Origin of the sequence: Nonomuraea sp. H19, from assembly GCF_052068215.1 — a bacterium.
In the GTDB taxonomy this organism is placed as follows: domain Bacteria; phylum Actinomycetota; class Actinomycetes; order Streptosporangiales; family Streptosporangiaceae; genus Nonomuraea.
In genome coordinates this window covers 314,358-328,976 of the sequence record NZ_JBQHCV010000006.1, presented here as the reverse complement: position 1 = coordinate 328,976, position 14,619 = coordinate 314,358, and the positions used below count along the sequence as shown (strand labels likewise).

Genomic DNA, 14,619 nt, shown 5'->3' with positions numbered 1-14,619 from the left:
TTGTGACCTTTCGCTTTCTAACGGCAGCGTGGTGAGCATGCTGAGAGTTCTGGCAGTCGACGACGAGGTGCCTGCTCTGGAGGAGCTCGCCTATCTGCTGCGCCAGGACGACAGGATCGAGCACGTCACGACCGCGGCCGACGGCGTCACGGCGCTGCAGGACATGGTGCAGATGATCGGCGGAGGCGAGCGGCTCGACGGGGTGTTCCTGGACATCCGGATGCCCGGGCTCGACGGGCTCGACCTCGCCAGGCTGGTCGGCGGCTTCCCCAGCCCACCCAGGCTGGTGTTCGTCACGGCGCACGAGGAGTGCGCGGTGCAGGCGTTCGAGCTGGAGGCGGTCGACTATCTGCTCAAGCCGGTCAGGGCCGAGCGCCTGTCCGAGGCCGTACGCAGGCTGGAGGCCGCCACCGCCCCCGCCCCCGAGCCGGGGCAGGACGAGGTGATCCCGGTCGAGCTCGGCGGGCGCACCAGGTTCGTGCCGCAGCAGGCGGTCTGGTACGCCGAGGCCAAGGGCGACTACGTGCGCCTGCACACCGTGGACGGCAGCTACCTGGTGCGCATGTCGCTGGCGGCGCTGGAGCGGCGCTGGTCCGAGGCCGGCTTCCTGCGCATCCACCGCAGCACGCTGGTCTCGGCGCGGCACGTCAGCGAGCTGCGCTTCGAGGGCGGGCGGGTGACGCTCACCGTCGGCACCGAGACGCTGCAGGTCAGCAGGCGGCACAGCCGCCAGGTGCGCGAGCAGCTCGTACGCCAGCACCGAGGCGTGATCTCGTGACCCCGGCCCTCGATCGCCGCCCCCGTACGGGCTCGCCCGGAGGAGGGGGTCGGTGACCGAGCGCCGGGTGGTCGTGTCACGCAGACCCGTCGCGCTGGGGCGCGCCCGGGACCGGCACGGGCCCGGCGAAGGAGCGCCGGACGTGCCCGCGATCGTGGGGCGGCAGTTACGGCAGGCGCTGCTGACCGTGGGCGCCGTCGCCGCACTGCTGGTGGGCGCCCCGGTGGCCGCCCTGTGGCTGCCCGCCCCCGGCGCCTGGGTGGCGCTGTCGCTGGCCGTGCAAGGAGCCTGGGTGGGTCTGGCGGTGTTCCAGCTGAGGCGGGCCGAGCGGCTGGAGCGATGAACATGCTGCGGCTGAGGCGGTAGTAGACATGACCGTCGCGGTGCTGACCGGGATCGCCTTCGTGCTGGTTCTGGGCGTCATGGTGGGCGCCGCGCGACCGCGCCGCAGCGGCGGCGGGTCCGGCCTCCGCGTCGCTGCCTGGGCCGTTCCCCCTTGGTGGAACGGCGCCGCGATCACCTCGGAGTTCACCTCGGCCGCGGCCTGCCTGGGCATCGCCGGGCTCATCGCCACCCGCGGCGGGCCGATGTTGTGGTATCCGGTGGGCGCCGCCGCCGGCTTCGTCGTCATGCTCGCCCTCGTCGTGGCACCGCTGCGCCGCTCCGGCGCGTACACGCTGGCCGACTTCGCGGAATGGCGGCTCAGATCGGCCGCGCTGCGCCGCCTCAGCACCTGCTTGATCCTCGTCATCGGGCTGACGCTCGTGGTCGCGCAGCTCCACGCGGCCGGGGTCGTGGTGCGCCTGCTGACCGGGCTGCCGCCGTGGCTGGGCTGGGCGGGCGTCGCCGCGGCGGCGCTGGGGGTGGCGTTCGCGGGCGGGCTGGGGAGCGTGACGAGCGTCCAGGCCTCGCAGTTCTGGCTGAAGCTGGTCGTCTTTCTCGGGGTCGGGGCGGTCTGCTGGGGGATGTCCGGCACGCGGCCGGTCGTCTCGTTCGAGGGCGCCTACCGGGCCGCCGAGCCCGGGCTGGCGGGGGCCGGCGATCCGTCGCTGTCCGGGGTGCTGGCGGTGCTGCTGGCGGGTGCGCTGGGCACCATGGGGCTGCCGCACGTGAGCGTCCGCCTCTACACCAGCAAGGATGGGCGGGGGGCCCGCAGGTCCATCGTCGCGGCGCAGGCGATGCTGGCCGCGTTCTGCCTCGTGCCGCCGCTGTACGGCGTTCTGGGGCACGCGCACGCGCCCGGCGCCGCGGCTGACGAGATCGTGCTGCTGCTGCCCGCCAGGATGCTTCCTGGGGCTTTGGGCGAGGTGCTGACCGGGTTGCTGGCCGCGGGGGCGTTCGCGGCCTTCCTGGCCACCACGGGCGGAGTGCTGGCGGCCGTCGGGGGCGCGGTGCCGGGCTGCCTGGCGCGGGCCGGCACGGTCTCCTTCCGCGCCACCGTGGGCGCGGTCCTGCTGGCCGCCCTCGCTCTGACGGCGGTCACCGGCCCGGGCGCCTCGGTGCCGCTCGTGCTGCTCGGCTTCAGCCTCTCCGCCGCGACGTTCTGCCCGCTGCTGGTGCTCGGCACCTGGTGGCGGCGGCTGACGGACGTGGGCGCGGCGGCCGGGTTGGCGCTGGGCGGGGGCGTGACGGCGGCGCTGGTGATCTGCGAGCAGGTGGGCGTGAAAATGAGCGTGCCCGCCGCCCACCCCGCACCGGTCGCCGTGCCCCTCGCCTTTGCCGCGATGATAGTGATGTCCCTGGTCACGCCGCGTCGGGTGCCGCGCGGAGTGGGGCCGATGATGGCCAGGATGCACGTGCCCGAGCACCTCGCGAGCCCCAGAACCTACCGCTCGTCGACTCCAGACGACCGTTCATCGTCGTAGCACTCTCCGTATAACGATGACTACGGACCGTTCAACGAGCTACCGGTGAACAGGGTTTCGCCCGCAAGATCGCGACCGTAGTGTTTCGGCATCGGAAAGCCACCCCGGCGCATTGGGGGGAACGAGCCGGAAGGCTCACTTCAGGTCTGATGCGCCGGCTTCACCGGCGATCGCGCAGGTCGCCGCGGCTGTCGGGCCCTTGACCGGGGGGTAGGGCCCGCCACGCCGGTCCGTGAAGGGGCGCCCGCTGAGGCCGTGACCTCCGGCCCCGCGATCCGGCCACTGGGGGGCGGTCGGATAGCGCGAGCGGGCGTCCCTGTCACGGCTGCGCCCCGCTCAGGGCGTTATCCGGTGCTCAGCTGTCGCGCAGCTTCTTCAGCAGGGCGATGTCCTCGGCGTTCTTGGGCGCCTTGCCCGGAGTCTCGATGCAGATCGGGACGCCCGCCACCGCCGGATGCCGCATCAGGTCGGCGAACGGCTGGGCGCCGATGTAGCCGGCCCCGATGTTCTCGTGCCGGTCCTTCTTGGCCCCGCACACGTCCTTCGAGTCGTTGGCGTGGATCAGCTTGAGCCGCCCGGGCGCGATCCGGTGCAGGGCGTCGAACGTCTCCGCGACCCCGCCCTCGGCGGTCAGGTCGTGACCGGCGGCGAAGGCGTGACAGGTGTCGAGGCACACGCCGGCCCGCGGATGCCACTCCAGCGCCGCCAGGTAGGGCTCCAGGTCCTGGACGGTGGCGCACAGCATGGCACCCTGGCCGGCCATCGGCTCCAGCAGCAGATCGGGCCCGCCGTCGGGGATCTCGTCCAGCAGCGGCAGCAGGTTCTCCCGCAACTGGCGCAGCGCGTCGTCGCGCGACTGCGTCACCGCCGACCCGGTGTGCACCACGACGCCCTTGGCGCCGGTCTCCACGCCGCGCCGCAGGGTGTGGCGGACGATCGCGATCGAGTTGGCGAGCGTCTCCGGGCTGGGCGAGCCGAAGTTGACCAGATAGGGCACGTGGATGAAGGCGTCGACGCCCGACTCGGCCAGCTTGGCGTCCTCATCGGGTTTGCCTTCGGTGAGCGCCCAGCCGCGCGGGTTGGTCACGAACACCTGGATCATCTCGGCGCCGATCTCGGCCATGTATTTGAGGCCGCCCGTCGCCAGGCCGCCCGTCACGGACACGTGTCCGCCGATCAGGGATGTTGGGGTCATGATGGCCCCAAGTGTAGGCGCACCGTCCGGCCCCGCGACTGGGCCGTGGCCGGGGACTCGTGCCTTCCCCCTGTGGCGCCGTACAAGTTGGAGCATGACACGAAAAGTTCTGCGCGCCGGGCCCGGTAGTTCGGAGTTCTTGCGGATGGACCGGGCACCAAGCGCATGTGTGTACTTCTGACATGCCCGACACGCTGACCGCCCTCGACGCCTTCAACGCCCGTTCGCCCGCCGAAGCCGAGCAGGAGCTGCTCGCCTGCTGCGCCTCCCGAGCCTTCGCCGCGGCCATGGCCGCCCGGCGTCCCTTCCCTGCCCTCGACCGGCTCGTCGCGGCCGCCGAGGAGACCGCCAGGGGACTGGAGTGGGCGGACGCGCTGGAGGCGCTCGACGCCCACCCGCGCATCGGGGACCGGGCGAGCGGGGGCGGCAGGGAGGCGGCGTGGTCGCGGCAGGAGCAGTCCGGGGTAGAGGACGAGGTGCGGGCCGCGCTCGCCGAGGGGAACCGGGCCTACGAGGAGCGCTTCGGGCACGTCTACCTGATCTGCGCCACCGGGCTCACCGGGGCCCAGATGCTCGCCAGGCTGCGCGAGCGGCTGGGCAACGACGAGGAGAGCGAGCGGGCGGTCGTGCGGGAGGAACTGGCGAAGATCACCCGGCTGCGGCTGGTCAAGCTCATGGAGGGGGAGCGGTGAGTTTCTCCACGCACGTGCTCGATTCGGTCACCGGCCGCCCGGCCGCCGGAATCCGCGTACGGCTGGAGCACGAGGGCGAGGTCGTCGCCGAAGGACGCACCGACGACGACGGCCGCATCAAGGGCTGGAACCCGGGAGCCGGGGTGCACCGGGTCGTCTTCGACACCGGGGCGTACCTGGCGGAGACGTTCTACCCCGAGGTCGTCATCACCTTCACCGTCACCGACCCCGCGCAGCACTACCACGTGCCGCTCCTGCTCAGTCCGTATGCGTACGCCACCTATCGAGGGAGCTAGATGTCCGTCAAGCTCGGCCCGAACCGCTACGGCAAGGCGGAGACCAGGCTCGTCCACGTGGTCAGGGACGGGCCCGTCCACCACATCAAGGACATCAACGTCAGCACCGCGCTCTCCGGTGACATGGAGGCCGCGCACCTGACCGGCGACAACGCCGCCGTCCTGCCGACCGACACGCAGAAGAACACCGCCTACGCGTTCGCCAAGGAGCACGGCGTCGGCCAGATCGAGGAGTTCGCGCTCCTGCTGGCCCGGCACTTCGTCGCCACGCAGCCGACGATCCACCACGCCAGGGTCGAGATCGAGGAGTACGCCTGGGACCGCGGCGGGCCGCACTCGTTCGTGCGCGCCGCAGGCGAGGTACGCACCTGCGTCGTCCACCATGACCGCGACGGCCGCACCACCGTGGTGTCCGGGCTCAAGGACCTCGTGCTGCTGAACTCGACCGGGTCGGAGTTCCACGGCTACATCGTCGATCCGTACACGACGCTGCGACCCACCACCGACCGCGTCCTGGCCACCGCCGTCACCGCCCGGTGGCGGCACGCGGGGGACACCTCCTCCTACGGCAAGTCGTACGAGGAGGTGCGCCGCGGCCTGCTGGAGGCGTTCGCGGACACGCACAGCCTCTCGCTCCAGCAGACCCTGTACGCCATGGGCGAGCGCGCGCTCACCGCCTGCGCCGACATCTGCGAGATCAGGCTCGCGCTGCCGAACAAGCACCACTTCCTCGTGGACCTGTCGCCGTTCGGACTGGACAACGACAACGAGGTCTTCTACGCCGCCGACCGCCCCTACGGCCTGATCGAGGGCAGCGTGCTGCGCGAGGAAGCACCCGACGCCGGATTCGCCTGGGAGTAGGCAGATGGATTTCTTGCGGCCCACGACGTGGGAAGAGGCGCTGGCGGCCAAGGCGGACCAGCCGGATGCGGTGCCCATCCAGGGCGGCACCGACGTGATGGTCGAGATCAACTTCGACGTGCGCAGGCCGCCGGCGCTGCTCGACCTCAACCGGGTGGCCGAGCTGCGGGAATGGGCCATGGTCGACGGGGTCTGCCGGGTCGGGGCCGCGGTGCCGTACACCGCGATCATCGAGGAGCTCGGCGGGCCGCTGCCCGGGCTCGCGCAGGCCGCGCGCACGGTCGGCTCGCCGCAGATCCGCAACCGCGGCTCCGTCGGCGGGAACCTTGGGGCGGCCTCGCCCGCGGGCGACAGCCATCCGCCGCTGCTGGCCGCCGACGCGGTGATCGAGGTGGAGTCGCGCGACGGGGGAGTCAGGATGATTCCCGCCGCCGGGTTCTACCTCGGGGTCAAGCACAGCGCGCTGCGACCGGACGAGCTGATCAGGGCCGTGCACGTCAAGCCCGCGACGGGAGCCCAATACTTCTCGAAAGTCGGCACCCGCAACGCGATGGTGATCGCGGTGTGCTCGTTCGCCGTCGCGCTGCACCCGGGCGAGCGGCGGGTCGGCACGGGGATCGGCTCGGCGGCGCCCACCCCGCGCCGCGCTCTGGAGGCGGAAGAGCTGCTGGCCGGGGAGCTCGACTGGACCGCGCCGCTCGATCCCCTGCTGCTCAAGCGCTTCGGCGAGCTGTGCGCGGGCGCCGCCGCGCCGATCGACGACGTGCGCGGCACCGCGGAATACCGGCTGCACGCCATCAGCGTGCTGGCGCGGCGCACGCTGACCTGGGCCTGGAACGATCACTTGGGAAAGAGGGCCGCCTGATGCGCGTCACGTTCACCGTCAACGGTCGCGAGCAGAGCGCGGACGGCGTCTGGGAGGGCGAGAGCCTCCTGTACGTCTTGCGCGAACGCCTGGGCACGCCCGGCTCCAAGAACGCCTGTGAGCAGGGCGAGTGCGGCTCGTGCACGGTATACCTCGATGGGGTCCCGGTCTGCTCGTGCCTGGTCGCCGCCGGGCAGGCCGAGGGGCGGCAGGTGCGTACCGTCGAGGGGCTGGCCGACGGGGACCGGCTCGATCCGGTGCAGGAGGCGTTCGTGGAGTGCGGGGCCGTCCAGTGCGGCTTCTGCACACCGGGGCTCGTGGTGCAGGCGCACGACCTGCTGGAACGGGTGGCGCGGCCGTCGGACGCCGAGATCAGGGAGGCGCTGGCGGGCAACCTGTGCCGGTGCACGGGATACGAGAAGATCATGGACGCGGTACGGCTCGCCGCGGCCCGGAAGGCGGCGGCCGAGTGACCCATCTCCTGATCGAGAACGTGCACGTCGCGCCGGTCGCCGGGCCGGAGATCGAGTCCGGATATATCAGGATCGTGGGGGATCGGATCGCCGAGCTGGGCCCTGGACCCGCACCCGACGCGCCCGGCGCGACGCGGATCGACGGGACCGGATGCCTGGCCACCCCCGGCCTGGTCAACACCCACCACCACCTCTACCAGTGGGCCTCGCAAGGGCTCGCGCAGGACGCGACGCTGTTCGAGTGGCTGGTGGCGCTCTATCAGGTGTGGGCCGCCATGGACGCCGACGTGGTCAAAGGCGCGGCCGAAGCCGGGCTGGGCTGGCTGGCGCTGTCGGGCTGCACCACCTCCAGCGACCACCACTACATCTTCCCCAAGGGCAGGGGCGACCTGTTCGCGGCCGGCATCCAGGCCGCCCGCGACGTGGGCATCCGCTTCCATCCCGCGCGCGGCTCCATGGACAGGGGCCAGTCGCACGGCGGGCTGCCGCCGGACTCCGTGGTCGAGAAGCTCGACGACATCCTGGCCGCCACGGCCGAGGCCGTGGACGCCTACCACGACCCGTCGTTCTCCTCGATGCTGCGGGTCGTCGTCGCGCCGTGCTCGCCGTTCTCGTCCAGCGCCGAGCTGATGACCGAGTCCGCCGCCCTGGCCAGGGCCAAGGGCGTACGCCTGCACACGCACCTGGCCGAGACGCTCGACGAGGACGAGCACTGCCTGGCGCAGTTCGGGCTGCGGCCGGTGGACTACATGGAGAAGCTGGGCTGGCTGGGCCCCGACGTGTGGTTCGCGCACGCGGTGCATTTGAGCGACGCCGACATCGGCAAGCTCGCCGCCGCCGGCACCGGCGCCGCGCACTGCCCCTCGTCGAACGGGCGGCTCGGCGCGGGCATCGCCCGCGTGTCCGAGATGCTGCGCCGCGGCGCGAACGTGGGGCTCGGCGTGGACGGCAGCGCCTCATCCGAGCTCACCCCGCTGGCCGGGGAGATGCGGCAGGCGCTGCTGTTCCAGCGCGCCCGGTACGGCCCCGCCGCACTCACCGCCAGGCAGGCGCTCGAGATCGCCACGCTGGGCGGGGCGCGCAACCTGGGCCGCGAGGACGAGCTCGGCTCGCTGGAGGCCGGCAAGCTGGCCGACATCGCCCTGTGGCGGATCGACGGCCCCTTCACCGCGGCCGTCGCCGACCCGGTCTGCGCGCTGGTCTTCGGGCCGCCGCCGCCGCTGGCCCGGGTGCTGGTCGGCGGCCGTACCGTGGTCGAGGACGGCGAGCTCAAGACCGTCTCCCAGGACGCGGCCGGGCGCGCGGGGGCCGAAGCAGGGCGGCGGCTGCTACGGCTGGCGGAGAAGCGCGGGATCAGCGCCGCCAAGGAGGTTCACCAGGCGTGAGCCGGAGCTCGTAGCGGCTCACGAGCGTGTACCGGGTCCACGTCCATCGTCATGGGTTCATGATGTCGCGCCCATTAGGGTGTCCATGTCCAGAAATGAGCACGTGAAAGGCGGCCCCCGTGGCGGCGGAACTCCCAGATGAGCGGCTGGCGCAGCTCAAGAACACCTTTGCGGCGATCGACACCGACGGCGACGGCTACATCAGCGAGAGCGAGCTGAAGAAGCACTTCCCCGACCTCCCCGCCGAGGCGCTGGGGGCGATGAGCCAGGCCGCCGACTCCGACCAGGACGGCCGTTACTCGCTGGAGGAGTTCATCCGCACGGTGTCCTGACAACCTTCGTTCTAAAAGCATGCTTTCCGCTGCTGTGAGCGAAGCTGGAGGATCGCACACCTGGCGGCGGGTGGAGCAGGCGGTGGTTGATGGGCACGTGCATAGGTTTACGCGCGGCCGCATCGTTCACTAGAGGCACCCCTGACTGCACCGGCAGCATCAGGGTGATCGTCCCGAACCTCGTCTTCAACCACCTGCGCAGGCGTTGAACCGGGGATGTGATGATGAGTCACGCCCTCCTGCCCGCTCGCACCGGGCAGGAAGGCGTCTCCGGCCATTGTTCATCATCGTGTGGGAGTTCGTAGTGGTTCAGCATGTTCTGGTGGCCCCCGACAAGTTCAAGGGGTCGCTGACGGCGGCCGAGGTGGCCCGGCGGGTGTCGGCGGGGCTCGGTGTGCCCACCGTTGAGCTGCCGGTGGCCGACGGGGGCGACGGCACCGTCGACGCCGCCGTGGCCTGCGGCTTCGACCGGGTCACGATCGAGGTGACCGGGCCCACGGGGGAACGGATCCCGGCCTCGTACGCCTGGCAGCCGGCGGCCGGCACGGCCGTCGTCGAGCTCGCCGAGGCGTCCGGGCTGCGCCGGCTGCCCGGTGACCACGAGCCGCTGACCGCCACCAGCTACGGCACGGGCGAGCTGGTGGCCGACGCCGTGCGCCGCGGGGCCAAGCGGGTCGTCCTCGGCCTGGGCGGCAGCGCGTGCACCGATGGGGGAGCGGGGATGGCGCAGGCCCTCGGCGCCCGGCTGCTGGACGCCGAGGGCAACGAGCTCCCGAGGGGCGGGGCCGCGCTGAAGGCTCTCGATCATATTGACATGTCGGGTTTTGTGGATATTTCAGGCGTTGAGTTCGTGGTGGCGAGCGACGTGGACAACCCGCTCCTCGGCTCGCACGGCGCCGCCGCCGTCTACGGGCCTCAGAAGGGTGCCACTCCGGAGGATGTCAGGACGCTGGAGTCTGCTCTGTCCCGCCTGGCCGCGGTGGCGACGCAGACGCATGGCCTGCTGGGAGCAGTGGAGCACGATGACAGGCCGCGGCCCATGGGTGTCGCGGGGGCGCCGGGGGCGGGGGCGGCCGGCGGGGTGGGGTTCGCGGCGCTGGCGTTCCTGCACGCCGACCTCCGGCCCGGCATCGACTACCTGCTCGGCCTGCTCGGGTTCGACGCGCTGGCCGTGGACGCACGCCTGGTGATCACGGGCGAGGGGTCGCTGGACGAGCAGTCGCTGCGCGGCAAGGCCCCGATCGGCGTGGCGCAGGCGGCGGCCAGGGCGGGCGTGCCCGTGGTGGCCGTCTGCGGCCGGCGTACGCTCGCCGACGCCGAGCTGAAGGCCGCCGGCATCGAGGCCGCCTACGCGCTGACCGACCTGGAGCCTGACCCGGAGCGCTGCATGGCGGAGGCCGGGCCGCTGCTCGAACGCCTCGCGGCCAGGATCGCCACCGACCGTCTCGGAGGAAATAGATGAGCGAACTCGACCTCGTGGTACGGTCCCGCCGCACCGTCACGCCGGAGGGGGAGCGGGCGGCCGCGGTGGCCGTACGGGATGGGAAGATCGCCGGGCTGTACGCCTATGACGTGCCGCTCTCCGCCGCCGAGGACATCGACCTGCGCGACCTGGCGCTGCTTCCCGGCCTGGTCGACACGCACGTCCACGTCAACGAGCCGGGGCGTACGCACTGGGAGGGCTTCGACTCGGCCACCAGGGCGGCGGCGGCCGGGGGCGTCACGACCATCGTGGACATGCCGCTCAACTCGCTGCCGCCCACCGTCTCCGTGGAGGCCTTGGAGGTCAAGCTGCGCGCCGCGGAGGGGCAGTGCCACGTGGACGTCGGGTTCTGGGGCGGGGCCGTGCCGGGGAACGTCAAGGAGCTCGCGCCGCTGCACGAGCGTGGCGTGTACGGCTTCAAGTGCTTCATGTCGCCGTCCGGCGTGGAGGAGTTCCCGCCGCTGGAGACGGATGAGCTGCGGTCGGCGCTGGAGGAGATCGCCGGGTTCGGGGGCCTGATGGTGGTGCACGCCGAGGATCCGGCGCTGCTACGGGAGCCGTTCGGGCCGACATATCCGGAATTTCTGGACTCGCGGCCGGGGGCTTCGGAGCGGAGCGCCGTCCAGCGGGTCGTCGAGCTGGCCAGGGAGACCGGCGCGCGGGTGCACATCCTGCACGTCTCCAGCGCCGAGTGCCTGGACGTGCTGGCGGCGGCCCAGGCGGACGGCGTGGCGGTCACGGCGGAGACCTGCCCCCACTACCTGACGCTGGCGGCCGAGCAGGTGCCCGAGGGCGCGACCGCGTACAAGTGCTGCCCGCCCATCCGTTCCGAGGCCAACCGCGACCTGCTGTGGGACGGGCTGGCCAGGGGCGTGCTGAGCTGCGTCGTGTCGGACCACTCGCCGTCCACGGCCGACCTCAAGGTGCCCGACTTCGCCGCGGCCTGGGGCGGCATCGCCTCGCTCCAGCTCGGGCTGCCGGCCATCTGGACGGAGGCGTCGCGGAGAGGGCATGGGCTGGGGGACGTGGTCCGCTGGATGTCCGCCAATCCGGCTAAGCTGGCGGAAATTTCCGGAAAAGGGGGTATAAAACAGGGCAATGATGCTGATTTGGTTGCCTTTGACCCCGCTGCCGACAACCCGGTGGACGCCTCGCTGCTCCACCACAAGAACCCGGTGACCCCCTACCACGGCCGCGTGCTCAAGGGCGCCGTGCTGACCACCTGGCTGCGCGGCCGGCCCGTCGACGGCGCACCGCACGGACGATTCCTATTGGGAGAGCAGTAGATGCCGCGCTTCACCACCCTGCCCGATCTCGCCCTGCGCACGCTGGGCGGCTCCGTCGTGGCGGCCAGCGACGAGTCGTTCGCTGATAAGGAGTGCCTGATCAGGCCGGGGCGGCCCGGTTTCCAGGCGGAGACGTTCGGCAGCAAGGGGCAGGTGTACGACGGCTGGGAGACCAGGCGCCGCCGCGAGCCCGGCCACGACTGGGCGCTGGTACGGCTCGGCATCCCCGGGGCGATCCGCGGCGTGGTGATCGACACGGCCTGGTTCAAGGGCAACTACCCGCCGCACGCCTCCGTCGAGGCCGCGGCCGTCGAGGGCTATCCGTCACCCGCCGAGCTGCAGACCGCCGAGTGGGTGGAGATCGTCCCCCGCGTGGAGCTCAAGGGGGACGCCGAGCACCACTTCGACGTCGCCGACGACCGCCGCTACACCCACGTGCGGCTCAACATCCACCCTGACGGGGGCGTGGCCCGCCTGCGGGTGCACGGCGAGCCCCGGCCCGACCTGTCGGTGTACGAGGGGCTCGGCTTCGACCTGGCCGCGCTCCAGAACGGCGGCCTCGTCACCGCCTGCTCGAACGAGTTCTACTCCAGCCCCAACAACGCCATCGCGCCCGGACTGGCCCGGCATCAGGCGGAGGGGTGGGAGACCGCCCGGCGCCGGGAGGAGGGCAACGAGTGGATCGTGATTCGCCTGGCCGGGCGCGGGCTGATCAGGCTGGCCGAGATCGACACCACGAACCTGCTGTTCAACGCGCCGGGGGCGGTCTCGCTGACCGGGCTCGACGGGGAGCGTGAGGTCGAGCTGCTGCCCAGGACGAGGCTCCAGCCGGACACCCCGCACCGCTTCCGGCTGGATCACCCGGATCCGGTCACGCATGTGCGGGTCGACATCTACCCGGACGGCGGCCTGGCCAGAGTCCGGCTCCACGGCCACCTCACCTGACCCGCCACCCGGGCCCGGTCCTATGAGCCGGCCTGTACGGTCGGCTCGCCTGCACGGCCACTTGCCTATGCGGCACTGGCGTTCACATGGACGGCTCGCCTACGCGGCCGGGTCCCCGCCGCTTGGGCCGGCAGCCTGGATCGACGTCCTCGTGTCCCGCAGCGGGGCGGCGGGGAGCACCGGTCGTCCAAGGAGGCCGGCGGGTGTCAGTGCCACAGGAACACGGTGGTGCCCGTCGGCCGCTCGCTGTTGGGCAGCGGCCGCTGGAACTGCACCACACCCCGGTTCCCGAGCCGTTGCACCCGCACCTGGAACCCCATCGCCTCCAACTCGGCCTTGGCGTCCTTGATGTCTTTGCCGATCACCCCAGGCACCACGCCGAACTGCTGGTCGTCACGAGCCTCGTTGTCTCCCCGGAACCAGTCCAGGAAGTCGCCCCCGCACCGCGCGACCGTCACCATGACCTGCGCGCCCCGGTCCACCTCGGACTTGGCCTTCGGCGCCTGCGCGATCACCGTGCACGGCTCGGCGTCGTCGTCCACCTCGTTGACCTGCACCTGGAAGCCCTGCCCGCCCAGGTAGCCGGCGGCCTCGTCCTTCGGCATGCCCATGACGTCGGGCATGACCATCCCGGCACTGACAAAGATGGAGATCTTCGCGGCTTCCTTCACCTTCTCGCCGACCTGCGGCGAGGTACGGATCACCTTGTCGCGTTCGACCTCGGTGTTGGCCAGGCGCTTGACCGACCCGACGGTCAGCCCGGCCTGGGCGATCGCGGCGCGGGCGTCGTTTTCCGTCATGCCCTCGACATTGGGCACGACCACGCGCTTGGGACCGAGCGAGGGCACCAGCGTGATCGTGGTGCCCTTCTCCACCTCGGTCGCGGCGACCGGGTCGGTGCTGATGACCACGCCCTCGGCCACGTCCTCGTTGTATTGCCCCTCGGCCTTCTTGACCTGGAAGCCGTTGTTGATGGCGTTCTTCTCGGCCACCGTCACGTTCTTGCCGACCAGGTTGGGCACGGCGATGAGCTCGGGCTGGGCGAAGAACCACCCCGTCAGCCCCACCGCGACCACCATCACGGCGGCCAGCGTCACCAGGAACCAGTTGGGCCGGAACCCGCGCCGCTGCCGCGGCACCTCCACCTTGGGCTGGATCAGCGTGTGGGCGGGCGCGGCCTGGGGCACCGACGCGGCGGCGAAGACCGCCGTCCTGGCGTGCGGCTGGGAGTGCGCGTCGGGCTGGGAGTGCGACATCGGCGGGTTGGTCATCCGCGGCAGCATCCGGTGCGCGTCCACAGACGCCACCAGCATGGCGGTCGCGTCCGCCGGCCGGTCCTGCGGCTCGCGCGCGGTCGCGTGCGCCACGAGCGTGTCGACCAGCGGTGGCACGTCGGGGATCACCGACGACGGCGCCGGCACGGTGTCGTGGACATGCCGGTACGCCACCGACATCGGCGTCTCGCCGTCATACGGCTGCTGGCCCGTCACCAGCTCGAACAGCATGATGCCGGCCGCGTAGACGTCGCTGCGCACGTCGGCGGCGCCGGTCATGACCTGCTCGGGCGCCATGTAGCCGATCGTGCCGATCATCACGCCGGTACGCGTCTGGTTCGTCGCCTCGATCGCCCTGGCCAGACCGAAGTCGACGACCTTGACCCGGCCGTCGTCGGTCATCAGGACGTTCTCGGGCTTCACATCCCGGTGGACCATCCCGGCCTGGTGGGCCGCGCCCAGTGCGGCGAGCACCGGGATCATGATCTCGAGCGCCTCGCGGGCGGGCAGCCTGCCGCGCTCGCGCAGGATGTCACGCAGCGTCCGGCCCGGCACGTACTCCATCGACAGGTAGACGACGTCGTTGTCCGTGCCCTGGTCGAAGACGTGCACCACGTTGGGGTGGGAGAGACTGGCGACCGACTTCGCCTCGCCGATGAACCTCCTGACGAACGCCGGGTCCTCGGCCAGCGAGCGGTGCATGACCTTCAGCGCCACCGTCCGGTCGAGCCGGACGTCCAGCGCCAGGTAGACGGTCGCCATACCGCCCCGTGCGATCCGGCTCTCGATGCGATAGCGCCCATCGAGGAGCCGCCCGACCAGGGGGTCCGCAGTCGTCGTGTCCACCCCGCTGAGTTTACGGGCGTTTTGGCCCCGGCAGGGCCCCGCC

At 71.7% G+C, this 14,619-nt stretch carries 15 protein-coding genes; 13 read left to right on the top strand and 2 right to left on the bottom strand.

Features of this window, described 5'->3' with window-relative positions; genetic code table 11:
• Positions 1-37 precede the first annotated feature (37 nt).
• Genes ACTMTI_RS15625 through ACTMTI_RS15615 form a run of 3 tightly spaced genes read left to right on the top strand, consistent with a single transcriptional unit; the run spans position 38 to position 2,643 of the window.
• Complete coding sequence (locus tag ACTMTI_RS15625; RefSeq protein WP_441121036.1) at positions 38-778, top strand: LytR/AlgR family response regulator transcription factor; 741 nt, start codon at positions 38-40, stop codon at positions 776-778.
• 52 nt (positions 779-830) lie between these two features.
• The gene (locus ACTMTI_RS15620; RefSeq protein ID WP_441121035.1) at positions 831-1,121 is read left to right on the top strand and encodes a hypothetical protein; all 291 of its coding nucleotides are present in this window, start codon (positions 831-833) and stop codon (positions 1,119-1,121) included.
• 28 nt (positions 1,122-1,149) lie between these two features.
• Positions 1,150-2,643, top strand: coding sequence for a sodium:solute symporter family transporter (locus ACTMTI_RS15615; protein WP_441121034.1), 1,494 nt, complete (start codon positions 1,150-1,152; stop codon positions 2,641-2,643).
• Between the two features lie 355 nt (positions 2,644-2,998).
• On the opposite strand, the gene ACTMTI_RS15610 is transcribed toward ACTMTI_RS15615, so the two are convergent.
• Entirely contained in the window at positions 2,999-3,838 is an 840-nt protein-coding gene (locus tag ACTMTI_RS15610) for a deoxyribonuclease IV (RefSeq protein ID WP_441121033.1), read from the bottom strand.
• A 182-nt stretch (positions 3,839-4,020) separates the two neighbouring features.
• Here ACTMTI_RS15610 and uraD point away from each other — a divergent pair, with 182 nt between their 5' ends.
• The 10 genes from uraD to alc all read left to right on the top strand — a co-directional run bounded on the left by uraD (position 4,021) and on the right by alc (position 12,456).
• On the top strand, positions 4,021-4,530 hold the full coding sequence (gene uraD / locus ACTMTI_RS15605; RefSeq protein ID WP_441121032.1) for a 2-oxo-4-hydroxy-4-carboxy-5-ureidoimidazoline decarboxylase: 510 nt from the start codon (positions 4,021-4,023) through the stop codon (positions 4,528-4,530).
• A complete protein-coding gene (uraH, locus tag ACTMTI_RS15600) occupies positions 4,527-4,826 on the top strand; it encodes a hydroxyisourate hydrolase (protein ID WP_441121031.1) in 300 nt (99 codons plus the stop codon). Before uraD ends, uraH begins: the two co-directional genes overlap by 4 nt.
• A complete protein-coding gene (gene pucL / locus ACTMTI_RS15595; protein ID WP_441121030.1) occupies positions 4,827-5,687 on the top strand; it encodes a factor-independent urate hydroxylase in 861 nt (286 codons plus the stop codon).
• 4 nt (positions 5,688-5,691) lie between these two features.
• Positions 5,692-6,552, top strand: coding sequence for an FAD binding domain-containing protein (locus ACTMTI_RS15590; protein ID WP_441121029.1), 861 nt, complete (start codon positions 5,692-5,694; stop codon positions 6,550-6,552).
• Complete coding sequence (locus ACTMTI_RS15585; RefSeq protein ID WP_441121028.1) at positions 6,552-7,025, top strand: (2Fe-2S)-binding protein; 474 nt, start codon at positions 6,552-6,554, stop codon at positions 7,023-7,025. The genes ACTMTI_RS15590 and ACTMTI_RS15585 overlap by 1 nt, the downstream gene beginning before the upstream one ends.
• Positions 7,022-8,410, top strand: a complete 1,389-nt coding sequence (locus ACTMTI_RS15580) for an 8-oxoguanine deaminase (protein ID WP_441121026.1) — start codon at positions 7,022-7,024, stop codon at positions 8,408-8,410. The genes ACTMTI_RS15585 and ACTMTI_RS15580 overlap by 4 nt, the downstream gene beginning before the upstream one ends.
• 119 nt (positions 8,411-8,529) lie before the next feature.
• On the top strand, positions 8,530-8,742 hold the full coding sequence (locus ACTMTI_RS15575; protein ID WP_441121024.1) for an EF-hand domain-containing protein: 213 nt from the start codon (positions 8,530-8,532) through the stop codon (positions 8,740-8,742).
• A 304-nt stretch (positions 8,743-9,046) separates the two neighbouring features.
• The gene (locus ACTMTI_RS15570; RefSeq protein ID WP_441121023.1) at positions 9,047-10,204 is read left to right on the top strand and encodes a glycerate kinase; all 1,158 of its coding nucleotides are present in this window, start codon (positions 9,047-9,049) and stop codon (positions 10,202-10,204) included.
• Positions 10,201-11,511 carry an allantoinase AllB gene (gene allB / locus ACTMTI_RS15565; RefSeq protein ID WP_441121021.1) on the top strand — a complete coding sequence of 437 codons (1,311 nt, stop codon included), beginning with the start codon at positions 10,201-10,203 and terminating at the stop codon, positions 11,509-11,511. The genes ACTMTI_RS15570 and allB overlap by 4 nt, the downstream gene beginning before the upstream one ends.
• Complete coding sequence (gene alc, locus ACTMTI_RS15560) at positions 11,512-12,456, top strand: allantoicase (RefSeq protein ID WP_441121020.1); 945 nt, start codon at positions 11,512-11,514, stop codon at positions 12,454-12,456.
• A 206-nt stretch (positions 12,457-12,662) separates the two neighbouring features.
• On the opposite strand, the gene pknB is transcribed toward alc, so the two are convergent.
• Entirely contained in the window at positions 12,663-14,576 is a 1,914-nt protein-coding gene (gene pknB / locus ACTMTI_RS15555) for a Stk1 family PASTA domain-containing Ser/Thr kinase (RefSeq protein WP_441121019.1), read from the bottom strand.
• Positions 14,577-14,619 lie beyond the last annotated feature (43 nt).

What these genes read in the sequence shown, in the direction of transcription:
- ACTMTI_RS15625 (WP_441121036.1), top strand. Translation starts at nt 38, where the DNA reads ATGCTGAGAGTTCTGGCAGTCGACGACGAGGTGCCTGCTCTGGAGGAG.
- ACTMTI_RS15615 (WP_441121034.1), top strand. Translation starts at nt 1,150, where the DNA reads ATGACCGTCGCGGTGCTGACCGGGATCGCCTTCGTGCTGGTTCTGGGC.
- ACTMTI_RS15610 (WP_441121033.1), bottom strand. Translation starts at nt 3,838, where the DNA reads ATGACCCCAACATCCCTGATCGGCGGACACGTGTCCGTGACGGGCGGC.
- uraD (WP_441121032.1), top strand. Translation starts at nt 4,021, where the DNA reads ATGCCCGACACGCTGACCGCCCTCGACGCCTTCAACGCCCGTTCGCCC.
- pucL (WP_441121030.1), top strand. Translation starts at nt 4,827, where the DNA reads ATGTCCGTCAAGCTCGGCCCGAACCGCTACGGCAAGGCGGAGACCAGG.
- ACTMTI_RS15590 (WP_441121029.1), top strand. Translation starts at nt 5,692, where the DNA reads ATGGATTTCTTGCGGCCCACGACGTGGGAAGAGGCGCTGGCGGCCAAG.
- ACTMTI_RS15585 (WP_441121028.1), top strand. Translation starts at nt 6,552, where the DNA reads ATGCGCGTCACGTTCACCGTCAACGGTCGCGAGCAGAGCGCGGACGGC.
- allB (WP_441121021.1), top strand. Translation starts at nt 10,201, where the DNA reads ATGAGCGAACTCGACCTCGTGGTACGGTCCCGCCGCACCGTCACGCCG.
- alc (WP_441121020.1), top strand. Translation starts at nt 11,512, where the DNA reads ATGCCGCGCTTCACCACCCTGCCCGATCTCGCCCTGCGCACGCTGGGC.